General features: G+C 42.2%; 20 protein-coding genes. 13 read left to right on the forward strand and 7 right to left on the reverse strand.

Annotated elements, in window-relative coordinates:
- Positions 1–66: 66 nt before the first annotated feature.
- The gene (locus M9189_RS00200) at positions 67–2,643 is read left to right on the forward strand and encodes a YfhO family protein (protein WP_250723883.1); all 2,577 of its coding nucleotides are present in this window, start codon (positions 67–69) and stop codon (positions 2,641–2,643) included.
- Positions 2,644–2,760: 117 nt separating this feature from the next.
- On the opposite strand, the gene M9189_RS00205 is transcribed toward M9189_RS00200, so the two are convergent.
- Complete coding sequence (locus M9189_RS00205) at positions 2,761–3,513, reverse strand: glycosyltransferase family 2 protein (RefSeq protein ID WP_250723885.1); 753 nt, start codon at positions 3,511–3,513, stop codon at positions 2,761–2,763.
- Positions 3,506–4,783: a glycosyltransferase family 4 protein gene (locus M9189_RS00210; protein ID WP_250723886.1), complete on the reverse strand. Its 1,278-nt coding sequence runs from the start codon at positions 4,781–4,783 to the stop codon at positions 3,506–3,508. The genes M9189_RS00205 and M9189_RS00210 overlap by 8 nt, the downstream gene beginning before the upstream one ends.
- Positions 4,784–4,993: 210 nt before the next feature.
- On the opposite strand from M9189_RS00210, the gene M9189_RS00215 reads away from it, so the two are divergent.
- The 4 genes from M9189_RS00215 to M9189_RS00230 are packed head-to-tail and all read left to right on the forward strand — an operon-like array spanning position 4,994 to position 8,837.
- Positions 4,994–6,010: a Gfo/Idh/MocA family protein gene (locus M9189_RS00215; protein ID WP_250723887.1), complete on the forward strand. Its 1,017-nt coding sequence runs from the start codon at positions 4,994–4,996 to the stop codon at positions 6,008–6,010.
- 6 nt (positions 6,011–6,016) lie between these two features.
- Positions 6,017–6,481: an acyltransferase gene (locus M9189_RS00220; RefSeq protein WP_250723888.1), complete on the forward strand. Its 465-nt coding sequence runs from the start codon at positions 6,017–6,019 to the stop codon at positions 6,479–6,481.
- Between the two features lie 20 nt (positions 6,482–6,501).
- Positions 6,502–7,614: a DegT/DnrJ/EryC1/StrS family aminotransferase gene (locus M9189_RS00225; RefSeq protein WP_250723889.1), complete on the forward strand. Its 1,113-nt coding sequence runs from the start codon at positions 6,502–6,504 to the stop codon at positions 7,612–7,614.
- Positions 7,615–7,616: 2 nt separating this feature from the next.
- Positions 7,617–8,837, forward strand: a complete 1,221-nt coding sequence (locus M9189_RS00230) for a glycosyltransferase family protein (RefSeq protein ID WP_250723890.1) — start codon at positions 7,617–7,619, stop codon at positions 8,835–8,837.
- Between the two features lie 212 nt (positions 8,838–9,049).
- On the opposite strand, the gene M9189_RS00235 is transcribed toward M9189_RS00230, so the two are convergent.
- From M9189_RS00235 to M9189_RS00250, 4 genes are read right to left on the reverse strand one after another with little or no spacing between them, the layout of a single operon-like run.
- A complete protein-coding gene (locus M9189_RS00235) occupies positions 9,050–10,495 on the reverse strand; it encodes a polysaccharide deacetylase family protein (RefSeq protein ID WP_250723891.1) in 1,446 nt (481 codons plus the stop codon).
- A 3-nt stretch (positions 10,496–10,498) separates the two neighbouring features.
- Positions 10,499–12,001 carry a lipopolysaccharide biosynthesis protein gene (locus M9189_RS00240; protein WP_250723892.1) on the reverse strand — a complete coding sequence of 501 codons (1,503 nt, stop codon included), beginning with the start codon at positions 11,999–12,001 and terminating at the stop codon, positions 10,499–10,501.
- A gap of 9 nt (positions 12,002–12,010) precedes the next feature.
- Positions 12,011–13,639: an asparagine synthetase B family protein gene (locus tag M9189_RS00245; RefSeq protein WP_250723893.1), complete on the reverse strand. Its 1,629-nt coding sequence runs from the start codon at positions 13,637–13,639 to the stop codon at positions 12,011–12,013.
- Between the two features lie 55 nt (positions 13,640–13,694).
- Complete coding sequence (locus M9189_RS00250; protein ID WP_250723894.1) at positions 13,695–14,840, reverse strand: ATP-grasp domain-containing protein; 1,146 nt, start codon at positions 14,838–14,840, stop codon at positions 13,695–13,697.
- Between the two features lie 146 nt (positions 14,841–14,986).
- On the opposite strand from M9189_RS00250, the gene M9189_RS00255 reads away from it, so the two are divergent.
- From M9189_RS00255 to M9189_RS00290, 8 genes are all read left to right on the forward strand, one after another.
- On the forward strand, positions 14,987–15,856 hold the full coding sequence (locus M9189_RS00255; protein WP_250723896.1) for a cell division protein FtsX: 870 nt from the start codon (positions 14,987–14,989) through the stop codon (positions 15,854–15,856).
- Between the two features lie 28 nt (positions 15,857–15,884).
- Positions 15,885–16,178: a DUF3098 domain-containing protein gene (locus tag M9189_RS00260; RefSeq protein ID WP_250723898.1), complete on the forward strand. Its 294-nt coding sequence runs from the start codon at positions 15,885–15,887 to the stop codon at positions 16,176–16,178.
- Positions 16,179–16,267: 89 nt separating this feature from the next.
- Positions 16,268–17,071, forward strand: coding sequence for an undecaprenyl-diphosphate phosphatase (locus tag M9189_RS00265; protein ID WP_250723900.1), 804 nt, complete (start codon positions 16,268–16,270; stop codon positions 17,069–17,071).
- Positions 17,072–17,073: 2 nt separating this feature from the next.
- Positions 17,074–17,811 carry a tRNA pseudouridine(55) synthase TruB gene (gene truB, locus M9189_RS00270; protein ID WP_250723902.1) on the forward strand — a complete coding sequence of 246 codons (738 nt, stop codon included), beginning with the start codon at positions 17,074–17,076 and terminating at the stop codon, positions 17,809–17,811.
- 45 nt (positions 17,812–17,856) lie between these two features.
- Positions 17,857–18,906 (forward strand): tRNA preQ1(34) S-adenosylmethionine ribosyltransferase-isomerase QueA, encoded by a 1,050-nt coding sequence (gene queA, locus M9189_RS00275; RefSeq protein WP_250723904.1) that lies wholly within the window; start codon positions 17,857–17,859, stop codon positions 18,904–18,906.
- Between the two features lie 64 nt (positions 18,907–18,970).
- Entirely contained in the window at positions 18,971–19,828 is an 858-nt protein-coding gene (locus M9189_RS00280) for a universal stress protein (RefSeq protein WP_250723906.1), read from the forward strand.
- 52 nt (positions 19,829–19,880) lie between these two features.
- On the forward strand, positions 19,881–20,909 hold the full coding sequence (locus M9189_RS00285; protein ID WP_250723908.1) for a 6-phosphofructokinase: 1,029 nt from the start codon (positions 19,881–19,883) through the stop codon (positions 20,907–20,909).
- Between the two features lie 12 nt (positions 20,910–20,921).
- Positions 20,922–21,629: a phosphoadenylyl-sulfate reductase gene (locus tag M9189_RS00290; protein WP_250723910.1), complete on the forward strand. Its 708-nt coding sequence runs from the start codon at positions 20,922–20,924 to the stop codon at positions 21,627–21,629.
- Positions 21,630–21,708: 79 nt separating this feature from the next.
- Here the strand turns inward: M9189_RS00290 and M9189_RS00295 are convergent, their stop codons facing one another.
- On the reverse strand, positions 21,709–21,957 hold the full coding sequence (locus tag M9189_RS00295) for a DUF4834 family protein (RefSeq protein WP_250723911.1): 249 nt from the start codon (positions 21,955–21,957) through the stop codon (positions 21,709–21,711).
- Positions 21,958–21,981 lie beyond the last annotated feature (24 nt).

Raw genomic sequence — 21,981 nt, forward strand, 5'->3', positions numbered from 1 at the left:
ATTCCTACTTCCCTGCTCGATATCCTTTATTATTCATATTTTTGAAATAATTCAAAAATCATTAAGATGAATAGAGTTAAGAGATTACTTCCGTACATAGGAATAATACTTGGTTTTGTAATCCTATCAGGTCTGTATTTCTGGCCTGTTGTATTGGAAAACAAGGTTCTACCGCAGATGGACAACACCCATGCTATTGGAATGGCCCAGGAGCTTTTCGAACTTGAGCAGCAGACAGGTGAGAAGGCCCAATGGACCAATTCAATGTTTGGTGGAATGCCTGCCTTCCAGATCAAAAGTGATTCGTCAGCCAATCTCTTCAACTACGTAAATAAAGTTATTGCCTTAGGACTACCCTATCACAACATTGCAATACTCTTCCTGTATCTTGCAGGGTTCTTTGTGCTTGCACGAAGCATGGGCTTTAACCTGGGACTGAGCTTTCTGGGAAGTGTTGCATTCGCCTTTGGCTCCTACAACCTGATTATTATTATTGCCGGGCACATCACCAAGGCTTACGCCATTGCACTGATGGCACCGGTAATTGGGGGAATATTATATACATATAATCGAAATAAGTGGGGCGGGGCATTATTTACAGCAATCGCGCTCGGTGCAGAGATAGCATACAACCATGTTCAGATAACCTATTATCTGGCCCTCTTAGCCCTTGTCCTTGTTCTCGACAAGCTCGTAAGGGCAATAAAGATGAAAGCCCTGAAAGACTTTTTGCGCAGAACAGCCTTACTAGGTGTTTCTTTAGTATTGGCTCTGCTGCCAAATATCAGCAACCTTTGGACAACTTATGAGTACGGTAAGGAAAGTATCAGAGGGAAAGCCATCCTGGCCGAGGAAGAAGCGTCCAGGCCCCTGAAGGGGCTGGACCCTGACTATGTCTTTGCATGGTCCTATGGCAAGGGTGAGACACTAACCCTTATGATCCCTAATTTCAATGGTGGAGGTTCAAAACCACTTGGAATGAATACGGATCTTACCAAGGGCCTTCAGCAACGGATTAATGATTTCCTGATAAAAAACGGTATAAATTACGGTCAGCACCAGGGTCAGCTGGTAAACCAGTTGTCCGGTGAAATCATGCAACAATCACAATACTGGGGTAGCAAACCCTTTACTGAAGGGCCGGTTTATGCCGGAGCCATTATGTGCTTCCTCTTTGTGCTTGCGCTGTTCTTTTACAAAGGAGATGAAAAGTGGTGGCTTCTTGCAGGTACAATCCTGTCAATAGTTCTTGCATGGGGACACAATTTCGAGTGGTTCAATATGCTTATGTTAAAGTATTTCCCGCTTTATAATAAGTTCCGTACCGTCGAGATGACCCTTGTATTAGCCTCACTTTGTATTCCTGTACTTGGACTATTGGGACTTAAGACCGTGATACAAGATCCTGATCTTATCAAGCAAAATACAGGGAAGTTCCTTGCATCCTTAGCTCTGACTGGTGGTGTCTGCCTGTTTTTCTGGCTATTCCCGGAGAGCTTAAGCCTTGTAAGTGCATTCGAACTTCAGTCTATCAATGCAGGAAAGGCAGCTCAGCCAGATCAGGCTATTATTTACGACCTGCTCCTGCAAGAATTGAAGTATGCAAGGGCCTTACTGCTGAAGGGAGATGCCTTCAGATCACTTGTCCTGATCTTTTTAGCAAGTGCCTCTATATGGCTTTATGCAAAGAAGACAATTAGCCTGAAATACCTTATCCCCGGTCTGATTATCCTTGTTGGTCTTGATATGTGGGGAATAGACCGCCGCTATATCAATAAGGATTCTTTTATATCAGAACGTCAGGCCAATAGCCAATTTAGTCCCAGTCAGGCCGACCTAAGGATAAAAGCTGACAGTGATCAACATTACAGGGTATTCTCCATTGATAGAAATGCCTTTAATGAAGTTCACACAAGCTATTTCCATAAATCACTGGGAGGTTATCACGGTGCCAAGCTAAGGCGTTATCAGGATCTGATTGATTATTATCTTACAAATGATTTTCAGATGCTTAGAGTAGCTGCTAATGATACAAACTCAGTGGCTACGATACAGGCTGTATTGGCTAGAACTCCAGCAATTAATATGCTCAATGCCAAGTATATTATTTATAATGGAGAAAGCGACCCGGTACAGAATCCATACGCTATGGGTAATGCCTGGTTTGTCAACAATGTTCGTATGGTTTCCACGGCACTGGACGAACTCCTTGGTATTTCTGAAGTTGATCTATCCAATACCGCTGTTATACATGAGGAATTTGCTGAAATACTGGGAAATGAAACTATTGGAGCAGAGGCAGGAACTATAGAATTAATCTCTTACCATCCGGACAGGCTGACTTACAAGGCGAATACTGCTTCTACCCAACTAGCAGTATTTAGCGAGGTATATTATAGCAGAGGTTGGAAAGCCTATGTAAACCACGTAGAAGTTCCAATTATCAGGGCCAATTATATACTTAGATCTATCTTTATCCCGGCTGGAGAAAGCACGGTTGAATTCCGCTTTGAACCAACATCTTACAAATACGGCAAACTTATTTCAATTGCCGGTTCGATATTGCTCATAGCTCTCTTGATTTTTTCAATTGTAGTGGTTGTAAAAAGAAAGGATGACAAAATATTGAATACTGAAGTCTGATAACCTTTTGCTTTTGGAAAAGACATCGTTAGCACAAATATTCAGAAACTCTGACATCAAACAGTAACAGGCCTTATTAGTCTGCCTAAAGAGTTTTCAATAAACTTTTTAGGCAGACTAAAAGCGTTTATATCTTATTAGGAAATACAGAAATTTAAGGCCAATAGGAATATGGCTAAGAAGAGTAGTAATAAAGCCATAATTCCTGACCATAATTGAGAATCTCTCCTTTAGTCCTGGCAGAATATTGCTCTTTGTCAATCCCCCATCCAGAAAACGTGAAAAGACAGCTTTCCCGTTAACTATCCTCTCTGCCTTTCTAAGAGCCTTCAACACCCAGTCAAAATCTGCAGAAAACCTGTACTGTAGATCATAGTGCTCAGCAATTCTTCGCGCTACAATTATGCTCTGGTGGCTTACTAGCATGCCCTTTCTAAAATCAAGCCACGTCAGATTTTCAGGAGGAGAAAGGCGACGGTGTCCTATCTCCTCTCCATTGTTATCAACAATCAGGGTGTCTCCATAGTAAATATCTGCAGACGAATTTATCCCGAAAATCCTATTTAACAGTTCCGGGTCTGCCACCTCATCACCTGAGTTAATAAACCACACGTAATCCCCGCTTGCAAGGTCCAAACCCTTGTTCATCGCATCATAGAGACCCTTGTCAGGTTCACTGATTAACCGGCTTACAACCTCCTTGTGTCTTTCAACTATATCAAGGGTGCCATCCTTACTTGCACCATCAATGATAATATACTCAAGGTTGCTGTAATTCAGCGACTTTACACTAAGGATGGTCCGTTCAAGCGTAGCCTCTCCGTTGTATACGACAGTAATAATACTTACCCGTGGTAATAAATCAGGCATTTTCAATCATTTTACCTTCATGTAGGGATAGATAAAGCTCTTGGTAACGCCGGGCAACCAGTTCCGGTGCAAAATTGCTTCTTACCTTCTCCCTTGACCTTCGTCGATAGTCCTCCGCATCTGGATTAAACAACAGATGCTCCATACCTTCGGCAAGCCCTTCCGCACTTCCCGGTGTGGCCAAATAGCCACAGATACCATGTGCAACCATCTCCGGTACTCCTCCTATTCTGAAGGCAGCCACCGGTGTTCCACAAGCCAGAGCCTCCATAACAGTATTCGGAAGATTGTCCTCAAGTGAAGGAAGAACAAACAGGTCAGCCGAATTGTACAAATCAGCAAGCACTTTTGGATCATTTATATAGTGCATAAGATGAGAAGGAAACGGTAATTCCTCCTCAATATTTGCAGGAATCTTTCCAAAGATTACAAGTCTGATATTTGAGGCATGCCTTCCCTTTGCCATCTTCCTCAAAGCATGCAGCAACAAGGGCATACCCTTACGTGGATCAGCTACATTTGCAGCACCAAAGAGGATGATTTTCTTATCATCAGGTATACTTAGTCTCTCCCTTGCTTCACTCCTTGAACATGGACTGTAAAGTTCGGTATCAATAGGATTTGGTATCGAACTAACCGGATGCTTTCTGAGTAAAGATGATTCCTTTGCCAATGACCCAAGCCACTTACTGCATGTAACTATTGACAAAGGTGCATGTTTGTATATCTTTTTCTTCCTCTTATGCTGAGTAAAAGAAATATCCTTTTTGGCAGGATCTATTATCTTGGGACAGTTACCACACTTTATGGTATAGCTTTCGCATTCGCCTGAATAGTGACATCCGCCGGTAAAGCTCCACATATCGTGCAGGGTCCATACTACAGGCTTTCCTAAGCTGAAAATTTTGGCCAGTCCTTTGACAGACATAAATCCCTGGTTAAACCAGTGTAGGTGGATAATATCGGCTTCCCTTACCAGGGGATGACGGCTCAGATCAAAGCCAGCAAGCGCAGGAGAAAAGGCAAAACGTTCAAGACGGTTTCTTTCATGTGGATAAAAAGCTGCAAGATCCCTGAGAAAATTAGCTGTCAACTGAAGTTTTCTCACAGGACTATCGGCAATGGAAACTACCCATTCAGCCTTGGTAAGCTTCTCCCCAACCAGCAGTTTAGCATCGATTCCAATGCCACGCTGGGCCTGCACTATCCTTGATGCAGCCAGGGAGGCCCCTCCCCTTGCATCACTTCTGTTGATATGAACTACGCGCATTTCTCTTGTTGTTTTAATGGCAAGCTGCACCGACCGGCCCATACTTGTTATTGATATGTCCGTTTGAAGTGTTAAGATAGTATTTTTCTGCTTTTCCTAAGTCCTGTTTCTATTAATCAGTTTCCAGCAGGCAACATTAAGCACCCGGCCCAAAAGGTCAATTTGATATTTTATAATTACATTTGTTGCTTATGTAATGAAGCACGAAAAATGTCAGATTCCGCGATAAATTTTGGTATAGTCGGCTGCGGCAGAATAGCCCAGAGACACGCACAGCACATAAACAACAATGGCAGGCTTGTAGCTACCTATGATATTAAACCCGAAAAATCTGAAGCCCTGGCTTCTGAATATGGAGCAAAGGCCTTTCCAAGCTATGAGAGCTTCCTTGAAGAAAACAAAGGAAAGATGCATGTTGTCTCGGTCTGTTCTCCAAATGGGATGCATGCCACTCATACCATAGCCGCCCTAAGGGCCGGCTACCATGTGCTTTGCGAAAAGCCCATGGCAATTAATGTGGAGGACTGCCGTCGTATGATTGACGGAGCCGCACAGGCCAAGCGCCTTTTGTTTATAGTCAAGCAAAACCGCTTCAATCCCCCGGTAAAGGCACTTAAGCATGTTATTGAGGAGGGACGTCTTGGCAGAATATTCTCTGTGCAACTTAGCTGCTTCTGGAACAGAAACGAAAAGTACTATGCAGAGTCTGACTGGAAGGGTAGCCGTGAGATGGACGGAGGGACTCTCTTTACCCAGTTCAGCCACTTTATCGACCTACTCTACTGGTTGATCGGCGATATCAAGACCGTCCTCCCTTTGACAAGGAATTTTGACCACCAGGGCATCATAGATTTTGAAGATACAGGAGTTGTTGCTGTTGAGTTTTATAATGGTGCAATAGGAACCATCAATTATACGGTCAACAGTTACAAGAAAAATATGGAAGGTTCTCTTACTGTATTTGCAGAGAATGGAACTGTAAAGATTGGAGGACAGTACCTTAACGAACTTGAGTACCAGAACATTAAGGACTACAGAATAGAAAACCTTGAAGAAAGCAAAAAGCCAAATGACTATGGTGAATATCAGGGTTCTATGTCCAACCACGACAAGGTTTACGAAAACCTTGTCGCAGTGCTTAACAACAAGGGAGTAATAGCCACAAGCGGTTACGAAGGACTTAAGACCGTCGAGATAATCGACAAGATATATTCTTCAGCAAGATAAAGCACCATGAAACCAGAGAGGACCTTCAATATAGGAATAAGGGACGTTAACTTTGGTCCGGGAGTAACTGTGGCCGATTGTGTCAACCTTTACGGATGTACAATTGGAGAAGCCTGCTTTATTGGCCCCTTTGTTGAGGTACAAAAAGGTGTTGTTATCGGCAAAAACACAAAGGTCCAATCGCATAGTTTTATTTGTGAATTGGTAAGTATCGGAGACAATTGTTTTATCGGACATGGTGTAATGTTTATAAATGATCTGTTTTCCGATGGCAAACCGGCCGACGGAGATAAAGCCAAATGGAAAAGCACCACTATAGGAAATAACGTCTCAATAGGTTCAAACGCAACCATACTTCCTGTCAGCATCTGTGACGGGGCAGTTATAGGGGCTGGTGCCGTTGTGACCAAGAATATAGACTTACCGGGTATCTATGCAGGCAATCCAGCCCGATTGATTAAAAGCCTCTGACCGTAATACAAATTGCAGAGATGAAAATTCCATTGACAGACCTTTACAGGCAATATCAAAGCATAAAGAGTGAGATAGACGCAGCTATTGAAAATGTTATCCGGGATAGCGCCTTTATAAAGGGCTCCTATGTAAGTAGTTTTGAGGAGAATTTTGCACGCACAATAGGTGTTAGCAAGGCCCTTGGTCTGGGTAACGGAACTGATGCTTTGTTTATAGCTCTTAAGGCTCTCGGGGTTAAAGAAGGTGATGAAGTAATCACTGCAGCAAATTCATTTATAGCATCTTCAGAAGCGATTTCACTTTGTGGAGCCAAACCTGTCTTTGCCGACTGTGATGATTACTATGTAATAGACCCGGCTGACCTTGCACGAAAGGTAACAAAAGCAACTAAGGCAATTATTCCGGTTCATCTCTACGGCCAATCAGCCGATATGAATGAGATAATGAAGATAGCCAAAGAGAATGGGCTAAAGGTTGTCGAAGACACAGCTCAGGCTGTCTTGGCTGAATACAAAGGGAAAATGTGCGGAAGCTTTGGCGACTGCGCCACCTTCAGCTTTTACCCGGGCAAAAACCTTGGTGCCTATGGCGACGGAGGTGCACTTGTAAGCAACAACACAGACCTTTACAACTGGGTTGTAATGTTTGCTAACCATGGAAGAGTTGATAAATATGATCACAGATTTGAAGGTATAAACAGCAGACTTGATGGCATTCAAGCTGCAATACTTGATGTAAAACTTAAGCACCTTGCGCGGTGGACAGAACAAAGAAGGCAGGTTGCTGCCTGGTACAACGAAAGATTGTCTGATCTAAATGATATTATACTGCCAAAGGAAAGGGAGGGAGCCAAACACGTTTATCACATCTTTCCAATTAGAACTGAAGCAGCCTTGCGTGACAAACTGCTTGATTATTTAAAGGGGGAAGGTATTGGCGCATTGGTGCACTATCCGATAGCATTACCAAATCTAACTGCATACAAGTACCTGGGTTATAAAGAATCTGATTATCCCAATGCAAGTAAATATTCAAAAGAGCTGATCTCTCTTCCTATCTTCCCGGAACTTAAGGAGGATGAGGTAGACTATGTTGCCGAAAAGATAAAAGCTTTCTTTAAGTCACTTTAGCTATGCGCTTCCTTAAAGTCTCAACATATTACCGTGACTTTTTAGCTGACTATTACACGCGTGACCCAAATGTAGTCAACCAGTCCTATGATGATCAATACAGTCATCTAATGGGACAGTGTTTTGCGTGGTCTGACAACTATGGGCGTCTGCTCAGCAAAAAAGGATTTGACACAATGGAAATTGTTGCAAATGCCCAACCCCTTCAAAAAAAATGGGCAGAGGAAGCAGGACTTCCGGTAAACCTTTCATTGACAGATATCCTGTTAAAACAGATTGAGCTTTTCAAACCTGAGATAATATATTTTCAGGACAGTGTATCTTACAATGGTGACTTTGTCAAAAGATTAAAAGAAAAGATCCCTTCATTAAAACTATGCATAGGAAATATCTGCGCTCCTTTTACCACAGTACAACTGGAATCATTTAAAGTATTTGATTACTTTACCGTATGTTCCCCTTTCTTTCAAAAGAATCTAGCGCAATATGGAATTGAAAGTGTAATAATCCCTCATGCCTTTGACCAAAGGGTATTGCAACATTTGAACGAGAACAACAACTACCAGGAAAGTAAACTGGCCTTTATTGGTTCTATTATTACTGATGAGGGCTTTCATGATCTGCGAAAACAGGTGCTTCATCAGCTTATTAGCAACGATATCCCCTTTACTTTTTATGGAAATCTGCCGGATAGAAGCAAAGTAGCCCTGGTTAAAAAACAGGCATCTTATTTGGCCGCAAAAACATTTGACTCTATAGGACTAACAGGGCTTACAGATCGCTTCCCTTTAATAAAAAAAGGGCGCAATCACAGTTCACTGCCCAAAGCCCCATCTATTGCTCCTGAACTATACAGAATAGCCTTAGCTCCGGTCTTCGGACTTGAAATGTTTAAAGCCCTGTCCAGGTCAATGATTGGATTCAACATACATATCGATTGTGCAGGTGATTATGCTGCAAATATGCGCTTGTTTGAAACTACAGGAGTTGGAACCTGCCTACTTACTGATAAGAAATCCAATCTTTCAGAGCTATTTAAAGACGGAGAAGAAGTTATTACCTATAGCTCTGTAGATGATTGTCTGGATAAAATAAAATGGCTCCTTGATAACCCCATAGAATGCAGACGTATAGCTCTTAATGGCCAGCAAAGGACTTTAAAAGACCATAACTTCGAAAACAGGGTTGAACACTTTTTTAAGGAATTGATAAAACGCCTTTAGTCAAGGCTACCTATTTAGGATTAACTGAACTTCTTTGAATTCATATCCTCCAGGTATATCCTTATACCAGGATCACCTACGCATCGTCTATATCCAAACCACAACATATATCTGCTAGGGCAGCTTATTAACTAATACCTGGCGACCATCATAGGCATATGCCACTTTAGGCCAAAAGCCTTATAGTCACTTTACACATGGCAGCTACGATCTTACTCCTCCTTTATTATATTTAACAGGTCCTTCCCTGTTAATGCTTCAGGTTGTAGTTTAATTATATCCTCTAAAAGAGTTCTATAGTAGTTGGTTATTCCAGGATATAAGGACTCATCTAGTCTGCAATTATGCCACAGCATGCTGAAAAAACCACCAAACTTCCTAACCTCATCAATCAGGGTCATGGCACAATTTCCAATCTCAGTATAGGGCAAATTCCTATAGCCTTCACCAAGTATTGAAACTTCCATAAGCATTAGGGGAAACTCCCAAATCATAGCCATCCTATCCTTATCAAAATCGTATGGCCTGAAGGGGTAACAGTAACCATTACGAAAACCTTCATGCTCAGCAAAAGCAAGGGAAGTATCATACTCAAAACCCAATTCTTCCTGGTAAAGTAAAGTGTCGGGGTAACGCAATCTCAAAAAGTGTTGTCTGATTCCCACAGGTTTGATTCCAGTATTATTGGTAAAGCTATTCAACTCCTCACATAATGCTTCCTTGCTAAAAGCACTATTGTAGGATCCATGCAGGCCAGTTTCAAATCCCTCTTCATTCAATCTATTGATAAGTCTCCTGATGCGTGCAGTTCTGAAAGTATAGCGAGAATCAAAGTGTCCATTGTTCTTTTCAAGAAAATAAAAGGAAGACCTTAGCCCCAATTTCTTTTCAAGCTCAGTCATCATACCAAAATTCCACCACGGATCCTCTCCATGCAGAGGGTTTATATTATAAAGTATCCCTTTAAAAAACAACTTTAATGTATCTGACTTACTATAATATAAGGGAGCCATTCCTAATAGTTGTTTCAGTTTGAATGCCACCTCCCGCGGATGATAAAATGCTATGCGGTCAACATCGTGACTTAATAGAAAACCAAAATTCTCAAAAAGCCTTTTCCTGCGAAATCCTATTCCATGCTTCTGACAAAACCCAGATAGTCCTTCAACAATTAAATCAAAATAATAATTAACAACAGGAATAGTGGTAATATTCAGCTGTTTCTGCAATGAATCTTCATATCTATATCTGCCGTGAACATCTGTCTCATCTCCCAGAGTCTCCTGGTATCCTGAAAGAATCAGAAAAGCAGCTTTTAGCAGATCATGTCTGAAAATCAGGTTTGAGTTTTCATCAAACTCATATATGCATATGTCCTCATGCAAAGGAAATAAAACAGGGATGTTTCTACCTTTATGTTCTACTCTTGTCACATAGTCAGCCTTATTAGCAGTTAAGGGAAAGTAGATGCAAGGGTCAGATGACATAACAGGCAACTCAACAAGTTTTCCATCGATGGCCAAGTAATAGAAGCTCCGACTTGTGGGATTATCAGAATCAAAAAAGCATAGCCTTAGATCAGAATCACACTCAAAATGCTGACTCAGGTGAAATAGCACATAGGCTATTCTATTCGTATTCAGACGCTCACTTAGCATTGCTTAATCTATTTCTTTTAGTTCTTGAGCCAGATTCTCCTTCCACTGGGATGGATCTCTCCATTTCCTAATAAAACCCCGAAGAATAAGAATTTCCTTCTTGTCAATAATCTTTATGGTATAGAGCAGGATCGGCCATGAAAGTATCAGGAAAGCATCCGAGGCATACCTCAGTATGCCGGGAACATCTTTTATTAGGATTGCAACTATGGAGTAAAGCAGTGAACTGCCAATAATGACCGTAAGTGTACGACCACCAAAATTTGTCTCAGGGTCATATTTACAAGCCTGTTTATACATCCATACAGAGGTAACAAATTGTGTGAACAGAGTTGCAATAGCAGCACCCATTGCGCCGACAAAGGGAACAAGGGCAATATTTCCGATAATATTTATAATTCCGGCTGACAGGGAAATCATCGAGATAATCTTCGTCTTCTTGACCTTCGAAAGCGGCAGGGTCATTACTGATCGCAATCCACTAAACATTACACTAAGTGTCAATACCGGGACCAGAGCCAAACTGCTACGATAATCACCCCAGGAAAACAGCAAGGCCAGGTAGTCCGTAAGTACCACAAAGCACATACTTACAAAGGCCAGGAGAATCATAAGATAATGAAGGATCTTAGTAAAGAAAATACTGCTATCCTCATCATTCATCCCTTTGTAATACAAGTGGGTATAAGCCTTCATAAAAGCACTGACTATCATCAGGTCTATCACATTTGCTATTTTATGTGCAAGGGAGTAGTTACCTACACTTTTGAGTGTCCCGAAGAAATTGATAATCACCCTGTCGCTAAGGTTGAGAATCATATTGACAATATTGGCTCCTGCCAGCGGCATACCAAAGGCAAGCATATCCTTTACTTCAGCCTTCAGGTAAGTGTACCTGAAGTTCCTGAACATATAGGGGATTAGCAGGACAAAGTTCAGTCCATAAGAAATCAGATAGGCAAGGAAAATACCATAGATCTCCAAATTCCTATAAGCCAGGAAGTAGGCAGTCATGCCAACAAATACAACAAGTTGGATAAACTGATGAACCGTATGCAGAAATGCCTTGTGGGTAACACGCAACAGCAGCATAGGCATCTCTGAGAAAAGTCTTAACAGGGTGCCTACAACAAAGACTATCCTCAGCTCCTGTGATACCGGGGCCTGAAAGTAATACTTTGCAAGAAGATCAAAACCCAGGTAAAGCACTGTCATTGTAGCAATATTGACCACAGCATTAAAAAGGCAGGCTGAGTAAAATAACTCCTTCTGCCTTCCTTCCATGCCCTTATCCCAATACCAGCGCGACATTGCAGTTCTGATCCCCATCCCTGTAAAGGCCACAATGACCTGATAGCTTATTTCAAAAAGGGAATAGAGACCGAACATGTCAACTGAGAGATAGACAGTATACAGTGGCAGCAATATCAACCCCGACAGCTTTCCCAGCATATTGGAAAGACTATAGAAGAAAGTGTTTCTGGCTGCCGATTTTATCTTGCCCATCTTATATTGCTATTGCTGATTTGTACGATACTCTTTTGTAAACTCTGACAAAGCATACAAAAACCTTGAATAACCCGGGAGAAGTTCTTCCCTTAGCCATTCAATGGGAAAGCCCTCTGGAAAAACATAATCTATTGCTTCTTCCTTCCAGTTTATCTCCGGAGAGTAATCGTAACTGCCCTTAATCCCTCCAGTGTTCCTTTCAATAAGATCTGAGAGCTTTTTATAATACTCTCCAATAATGCCCTGAAAAGGTGGATACATTGCATGTCCATTAACCTTTGTGCGATACATCAGAGGCTTGTCCCTGTAAATATGCTTTACCGCCGCATGGCGGTAAAGTCTTGAGTTTAGCAAGAGTTCAAATGGCAGTCTGGTATAGAAATCAAACAACTCATAATCACAGAAAGGCAGCAACATCAGAGGAAGTTCACTGTGCTTCTCTGCAATAATCGACCTTATAATTAGCCTCCTCTGCCTTTCTCCAAGATTCCACCTCATATAACTGTTTATCAGGTCACAGTCATCAGGCAGACGCTGCCTTAACGGTTCATAAATAGCATCCTTGAAAGAGGGGCTGGAGTAGAAGAGTTTTTTACAGGCAGAAGTGCTTTTAAACTTGACAATGTACTCAACAACCTCATCTGGGCTTTTCCAGAGTTTCATCCTGCTTTTGAGATGATCCCCTGCCATAAAATCACCAAGATGGCCTGTCAGCATAAAGTCACAGTTGTCACGCATTTTCTGGGCAAACCACAGGTTCTTTTCAGCAAAGTGTCCAGTGGTGATTCTATAACTCACAGGACCATCCTGCTTAAAACTTTCAAAACCTTCCTGACTCAGGTAAAGGTTAAATTGTCCCATACCATGCATGAGAGACCTGCTAATCAGGCCTGCAGTAAGTATCTCATGGTTGTTGGGGCCTGCACCGAAGGTGAAGTTGTATTGTGCAATGCCCCGACGATCAACAGCTTCAGCAACCAGACGACTGTCCATACCGGCCGAGAGAGGTATTATTACAGGCTTAGCTGTCCCCTTAAGTTCTGCTGCAAAGATATCCATTCTATGCGCCCATAGTTCGGCATACCTTGCAGATGCCGTCTCAAGCGAAGCCCGATCAAAACTGTAGTATAATGTCCAGTACTTAGCAGAGTCTATTATCGGCTTGCCCTCATTAAATGACAGGCGATGTATGTGAGCAGAATCAAACTCGAAGACACCATCAATCAAAGTCTTATTTCCAAATACATAACCAAAGGAAACAAGTTGCCCAGCTGCAGAAATATCAACCTTAAGGTCTCGGTACCTATCTATAAAATCCCTGTAATCATCACCTAAGAGCAGTTCATCCCCATGCTGGCAATAAAACAGTGGATAACTACCCCAACGGTCCTGTATTACAAGGGCTTTCTTTTTCGCACCATCAACAATTACGGCCATATAGCACCCACTCAAATGGGGCACAAGGCTCTCAAGATTTCCTGAACTATACTGTGCTTCTACAAAAGAATCAAGCTTATTACCGCGATACAGTTCCTCCTCATATATAAAGTAACCGGAGGTCAGGATCATTAATTCCTCCCCCAGCTCAGCCTTTGCATCAAAGAGTATTGAGTTCGATCTGAACAAAAACAGCATAAGCCTGAATTATAAATTCAAAAAATGGTACAGTTCAAATATAATACGGAATAGCTTACGGTTTCCCTGCAAACACACTCCTTAAGCCTTTTAATATCACTGTCAGGGTCTCAGCCATTGCATATACCATAGTATCCTTCCGCCACCAGACAGACTTGTATCTTACCCTAGGAAGAGATGGCGGTTCATCAAAACTCTGAAAACGGCTCTTCATCTTCAATCCTGTAAAAAAGCCCTCGATATAACCTGAAGTCCAAAGGTATCCTGCAATCTTGTCCGGATTTCCCAGGTTCTTTGGCGGCAGAAAGCACAAGGGACTAAAAATATCAAGTCCGTTATCAATACACAACATAGAGGGTCCCCACAAACGTGGGTTGCACTCAATAGCATAGTACCTACCTGAGGATAGATCCTGCTTTAGTTCAAACATTATAGCACCATCCCATTCCAGATCAGCAAAGATCGAATCTATCTTATTGCATATCCCGTCCGGCAGTGAGGCCGGACGTGCTTTGATTACAGACTTCCCTCCTGGTTGTTGGCAAAGGTTGATCTGGGAAAAGTTAAATAATAGCTTTCCTTTATCATAAAAGGCACAGTAATAATAACTTGGGCCAACGATCAGCTGCTGGCAGAAATGCTTTGAGATGTCGATATTCTTCTTCTGCAGCAGTGAGAAAGCCTTTTGATTCTCAACTAAAAAAGGATATTCCAGAATCCCGGCACTCTTTTCCAACCTACGGGCTTTGACGACAAAAGGAAATGAATAGCTCTTGGGAAAATCACATTCCTGTGGAACCTCAAGGCCGTGCTCCTGGCAAAGAGCAGCAAAACTGCCCTTGTCGGATACCCTCGCATATATCGCTTCCTCGGGGCAGCGCATCCTGATCCCCCTTTCCTCAAGCACCTGCCTGTTAGCCAGAATTATCCTAAGCCAATATTCATCACTTGGCAAAATTATATAGGGGCCGATATTTGAAACCAGGTCTAGCAGACTGCCTACAAACAATTCCGGACTACGGAAATCAAGATGGAAAACCCCGACTTCAGGATAGCTGCTTAGAAGTGCCCTTTTAGAGAAATTAAGTCCTGTAACTCCAAAGTGCAATCTGACACGTGGGTCGTCGGCAAGAATGCGCAAAGCTCCAATTAGGGCCCTGCGACTGCTCTCTCCAAGTATCAAAACATTCTGCACTTCCATGGATCTGTGTGGTATTAACAGACAAAAGTAGCTAATAATATAGATTTATTTAACTCATATTATATAGGAAGAGCCCCAATATTTGACTATATTTGCACTTAAGTTGAGAACATTGTGCACTTTCGATAACAAATTTTTGCGATAGCATGAGTCACAGCGCTGCCAGGAGGAAGCTCAGGAGTTCTTACGCAACTACAATAATCAGTATTTCCTTGGTGCTTTTTCTGCTTGGAATAATTGGTTTTCTATACATGAATGCCACAAGGCTTTCGGTATATGTAAAAGAGAACCTTGGATTTACCGTGCTTATCAACGATAATGCCCGGGAAGCTGAAGTGATTCGGCTTCAGAAAATACTTAGTGCCGCACCCTATGTCAGGGTAGCGGAGTATATCACAAAGGACCAGGCAGCTGATGCGCTGAAGGAGGAGTTGGGTGAGGATTTTGTAGATTTCCTTGGTTATAACCCACTACTTGCATCAATTGAGGTTAAACTTGAAGCAGACTGGGCCAATCCCGATAGCATGGCAGTAATAGAAGCACAACTAAATGGACTGCCCCAGGTCAAGGACGTCTACTATCAGAAGAACCTATTGGATGCCATCCACGAAAATATGAAGCGCATAGCCTTTGTACTGGGAGTTTTCAGCATGCTTTTGCTTTTTATTGCAGTTGCCTTGATCAACAATACCATACGCCTTTCTGTATATTCAAGGCGTTTTATTATAAATACCATGCAGTTGGTTGGTGCTACTAGAGGCTTTATCAGAAAACCCTTCCTGCTCAAGAGCGTATTGCACGGACTTGCAGGTGCCACCCTGGCTATAGTACTCTTGTCGATGTTTATCTACCTTCTCAGCAATGAGATAAACGGGGTGCTCGGTTTTTCCAACACACTGATGATCAGTCTTTTGTTTCTTATGGTAATAATCCTGGGAATCATTATTACCTGGATGTCGACCTTCTTTGCCGTCAACAAGTATTTGAGGCTCAAGACCGACCAGCTTTACTACTGATTACAACAAACACAAATAATCGCGATATATGTCTAAGACTACTAAGCAGCCTTCGTCCGTGAAAACCGGATCAGGCAGTGTTTCAGGAAAGAAATTTGAAATGGCATTGCACAAGGAAAACTATATACTTCTGGCAGTTGCCTTTGTTATTGTAGTGATTGGTTTCCTTCTGATGACAGGGGCCTCCAATAATGACCCTGAAGTTTTCAACGAAGAAATTTATGGCTTCAGACGTCGGACCCTGGCGCCCATGGTAGCTTTATTTGGTTTTATCTTCGCCATTTACGCAATAATGAAGAAACCAAGCGTAGATAAAAAGTAAGGGTGTAAATGACTTTCCTGTAGAAACACGGAAAGGAAACATTTAGCAAGAATAAAGGGTATAACAACTGATTTAAGGAAAGCGACTTAATGAACTGGTTTGAAGCACTGATCCTCGGTCTGATTCAAGGACTGACAGAATTTCTGCCCGTCAGCAGCAGCGGGCATCTCGAACTTGGGAAAGGACTGCTGGGAATAGAAACAGAAGACAGCCTTGCATTTACTGTACTTGTGCATGGAGCAACAGTGCTCAGTACCATAGTTGTATTCAGGCAGGATATCTGGCAACTACTGAAAGGGCTTTTCCGCTTTCAGTGGAATGAGGAAACAAAATATTTTGTAAAAATTGCAATATCTATGATTCCGATAGCCATTGTCGGACTGTTTTTCAAAGACAGCGTAGAGGCTGTCTTTGAATCTGCAGCAATAATTTTGATTGTCGGACTTATGCTTTTGCTTACAGCTGCTTTGCTGGCATTTGCATATTACAAGAAGGCAGGTGACAGGAATATTTCCTTTTGGGATGCTCTGATTATTGGAGTTGCACAAACAATAGCAGTAATACCAGGCCTTTCGAGATCAGGTACTACCATTGCAACCGGACTTATTCTTGGCAATCGAAGAAGTGAAGTAGCAAGATTTTCCTTCCTGATGGTACTGGTTCCGATAATTGGGGAAAACCTGCTTAGTCTGTTTGAGCTTGGTGACACTCAGGTTGCAGCAAGCACAACACCGGTATTTGTTTTGATTATAGGCTTTATTTCTGCCTTTATTGCCGGGCTCGCAGCCTGTAAATGGATGGTCAAACTGGTAAAGGATGGTAAGTTAATATATTTTGCCATCTACTGTGCTATAATAGCACTGATCGCCATTTCAGGATATATGTTGGGATAAGAATGGAAGAACTTGTTAATACACTGAGGGCAACCGAAAAGTGCGGTCCTGAGGAGTTCAAGGAGGGTAGGATAATACTGGTTGACAAACCTTTGGGCTGGTCTTCCTTTGATGTGGTAAACAAGATGAGGAATCTTCTGCGCTCAGAACTGGGACTGGCTAAGTTAAAGGTAGGCCATGCCGGAACATTGGATCCTCTTGCAAGTGGCCTATTGATTATTTGCACAGGAAGAGCAACTAAGAAGATTGAACAGTTAATGGGTGCCGACAAAGAATATGTGGCAAAGGTAACATTCGGAGCAAGCACCCCATCATACGATCTGGAAACGGAGCCTGACAAGCATTTTGACACTAGTGGAATTGACCAGGATGCAATCATAACAGTACTGAATGGTTTTGAAGGAGAACAGATGCAAGCCCCGCCAATGTTCTCTGCTATAAAGAAAGATGGAAAACGACTATATGAGCATGCACGCAAAGGCGTAAGTCTGGAAGTAGAAAAGAGGTTAGTAGAGTTTAAAGAGCTGGAACTAATAAACTTCAGCGACCTTACAGCAACAATAAGGGTTGTTTGCAGTAAGGGAACCTATATAAGGTCCTTTGCTCATGACCTGGGGGTTGCAATGAACAGCGGAGCTCACCTCTCGGGACTGATTAGAACTGCCATAGGCAATCTTAGAATTGAGAATGCGATTAGCATAGAAGATTTTCACAAGTTGATTACAGCATCAAAGAATTGAATTACATAGTTAAAGCATTATTAAAACATATAGCATCTGACTGAAATGAAACTATCCAAGTTTAAGTACAAATTGCCGGACGAACTGATAGCCCTGTATCCCACTCCCAATCGTGATGAATCACGTTTGATGGTAGTACACCAGGATACCGGTAAAATAGAGCACAAGACTTTTAAAGATATAATTGAATACTTTGGGGAAGATGATGTGCTGGTATTCAATGACACAAAGGTCTTTCCTGCCAGATTATATGGTAACAAGGAAAAGACCGGTGCCGAGATAGAGGTCTTTTTACTAAGAGAGCTTAATCAGGAGCAACGCCTTTGGGATGTCCTAGTAGATCCCGCCAGAAAGATTCGTATTGGAAATAAACTGTATTTTGGAGAAAACGAAACACTCGTTGCCGAGGTTATCGACAATACAACCTCTCGTGGTCGTACACTGCGCTTCCTGTATGATGGCCCCTATGATGAGTTCAAAAAGACCCTCTACAGCCTTGGCGAGACTCCTCTTCCAAAGTTCATCAAACGCAAGGTCGAGCCTGAAGACGCAGAGCGTTATCAAACCATCTTTGCAAGGAATGAGGGTGCGGTTGCAGCTCCTACTGCAGGCCTACACTTTAGCAGGGAATTGATGAAAAGGCTCGAGATCAAAGGTTCACGTTTTGCTTTTGTTACACTTCAGGTAGGACTTGGTAACTTCAGGTCTGTTGATGTTGAGGATCTTACAAAGCACAAGATGGATTCAGAGCAGATAGTTATCACCGGGGAAGCAGCCGACATTATCAATAAAGGCAAAGACAATAAAAAGAAGATATGTGCAGTAGGTACCACTGTAATGCGCACACTTGAAAGTTCGGTAAGCACCTACGGACATGTCAAACCCTTTGAAGGCTGGACCAACAAGTTTATTTTCCCACCTTATGACTTTTCTGTGGCCAACTGTATGATATCCAACTTCCATCTGCCTTATTCTACTCTTCTGATGATGACAGCAGCATTCGGAGGTTATGATCTTGTTATGAAAGCATATAAAACAGCAGTAAAAGAAAAGTATCGCTTCGGAATCTATGGGGATGCTATGCTTATTATCTAGGAGTAATTGAGCAAACAGATACACTTGTTTGTTGAACTAAAACCTACATCAAAATCTGTTTGCCATGATCAGGATACTGGTTCCCCTGAATTTTACCGATTACTCACTGAATGCAATAAATACAGCTCTTGGTCTGTCGCAAAGGACGGAAGCAGAACTAACTCTTCTGCACTGCTTTCAGGAACCGGAGATAGATCCTGATGAAATAAGGGTTTCGTCTGCCGTAGCAGACGAAACCATCTCCACTGAAGGTGATTTCTACAACAAGCTGGAGACAATCTCAGCACAGTTCTTTTCAAAGCACAAACAATCCGGTACCTCATCTTTCAACATAAACTGCAAGGTAATTAAAGGTTTTCCCGAAGATCTTATCCCTGCCTTCAGCAATGAAGAAGGTTATGATTTGATTGTAATGGGAACCAAAACCAAGGGAGAATTGATTAAAGCAGCCCTCGGAAGCATTACAAATGATATAATCAAAGCCTCAACTGCTACAGTACTCACTGTACCGGACGGAATCCAACTGGTTCCTGAAAAGACGAATAAAATCCTCTTCCTTATTGAGTCTGCACCTGAAGACAAAGAGTCACTTAAAAGACTGTTAGAAATAAGTGCTCCTTTCAAGGTTGATATTACTGCCGTCCTTCACAGACCTTTACGGGCCGATAAAAATGATATCAGAAAGATGGATGAACTTAGAAGGTATTGTGAGGCGAATTTCCCTGACAGAGAGATTGCCTATGAAATAATTACAGGGAGAAGTTTTGTAAAAAGCATGGAAAGCTATATTACAGAAAACCCTACAGATCTGATTGCTATGACAAGGAGAAAACGAAAAGGCTTGCTTAAATTATTCATACAATCAGTGACGGGCAGGTTTTTATTCGGGATAAATGCTCCTCTGCTTATTTTTCATTCTTAAATTTGACACATCAAGAATACAGCATAATTAACCATCAATAAATCCATAGGTTATGGGAAGCAAAAAAATGAGGATTGGAATTCTCTCTGCCGGAGGCGACTGTCCCGGTATAAATGCTGCTATAAGGGGTGTAGGTAAGACTGCTATTGTCCAGTATGACATGGAAGTGCAGGGTATAGTAAACGGATTCAGCGGTCTGGTTGAGACAGAAACAATTGAACTTACTGAAAATCTGCTTTCAGGTATTCTTACCCTAGGTGGAACCATACTTGGAACGTCCCGCCTCAAACCCTTCAAAGCATCCGTAGGAGATGAACCTCTTGACAAACCGGGAACAATCAAGAAGAATTATGAGGAACTGGGACTAGATGCCCTTGTGTGTATAGGGGGCAATGGGACACAGGAAACCGCAAGTCTTCTTGCAAAAGAGGGCCTCAATGTTGTCGGTGTTCCCAAGACAATAGACAATGACATCTGGGGTACTGATGTGACCTTCGGATTTGACACTGCATACCATATTGCAACTGAAGCAATTGACCGCCTTCATACTACAGCCAATTCCCATAAGCGTGTGATGGTTATCGAGGTGATGGGACACCATGCAGGATGGATAGCGCTGTATTCCGGCATGTCTGGCGGTGGCGATGTTATCCTTGTTCCCGAGATAGATTACAGCATGGAGTCAGTTGCTGAGTGCCTGATGGAAAGAAGCCGTGTCAAAAAACCATACTCTATTGTAGTTGTTGCCGAAGGTCTTCCAAAAGATTCAAAGAAGTCTGCCGGAGCTTATATAGCAAAAGAAATAAGAAAACTTACAGGTCTGGAGACCAGGGAAACCATTCTTGGTTATACCCAGCGTGGAGGAAGTCCCACAGCCACCGACCGTATTCTGGCAACGCAGTTTGGTGCTTATGCTGCCGAACTAATACACCAGAGGAAGTTTGGTACAATGGTAGCCATGCGAAATGGAGCGGTAACATCTATTCCTCTTGACGAGGTGGGTGGCAAAATCAGGCTTATTAAACCCGACAACAAGCTTGTGGAGATAGGAAGACATATGGGAGTATGTTTTGGTGACTAAAAACAAGGTAAAATGATAGGAAAGGACGAAATAATCCAGCTCAACAATCAGCTAAAAGATAAAGCCCCTGAGCTTATCCTGAGAACTCTGATTGAAAAGTTCAAACCATCTATAGCCTTATCCTCAAGCCTTGGAGCCGAGGATCAGGTGTTGACAGATATGATAGTAAAGATTGACCCATCGGTCAAGATCTTTACCCTGGATACCGGAAGGCTCTTCCCTGAGACCTATGATCTTATTGACAGGACTTCACGCAAATACAAGATCCAGATAGAAGTGTTCTTCCCCGACAAAGTCCAGGTAGAAAACATGGTAAGGTCTAAGGGAATAAACCTGTTCTACGAAAGTGTCGAAAACCGTAAGCTTTGCTGTCAGGTTCGCAAACTGGAGCCTCTGAAAAGAGCTTTTTCCGGACTTGACGCGTGGATTTGTGGTCTAAGAGCATCGCAATCCATTACCCGCAAAGACATTGATATTGTTGAATGGGACGAAGTCAATGGTCTTGTTAAGATCAACCCTCTGGCGAGTTGGTCTGAAGAACAGCTCTGGGCATATATCCATGAGCACAAGGTCCCATACAACGTCCTTCACGACAAAGGATATCCATCTATAGGATGTCAACCCTGTACAAGAGCAATTGACAAAGGTGAAGATATTAGAGCCGGACGCTGGTGGTGGGAAAATCCCGATACCAGAGAATGTGGTTTGCATAAAAGGTAGTATCGAGAATAGTCTCGTAATACTATTCTCCGGTCAGGAATAGTCAGACAGGTCAGTTTGATTGAGATAATTCTATTGTCTAGTCAACCTCTTCGAAGTCCACGTATTCTCCTTCCTTTGATTTGTCCTTCCCACTATTATCAGTCGGTTTATAAGTTATTGTTACTTTCCCTTCTTTCTGTCCACCAGAAGCATTACTCCTCTCTCCTCCATTCATTTCACTACTCATTTTTCTCAGCTTTCGCATAAGCAGGGCTGGAATCAGAACTCTGAACAGAAACCTGAATAAGAAATAAAGCAATAAAAAGAACAGTATTACTTTAAACATTACGCTCTATCCTTTACCAGTTAA

Origin of the sequence: Xiashengella succiniciproducens, from assembly GCF_023674465.1 — a bacterium.
Lineage (GTDB): Bacteria > Bacteroidota > Bacteroidia > Bacteroidales > Marinilabiliaceae > Geofilum > Geofilum succiniciproducens.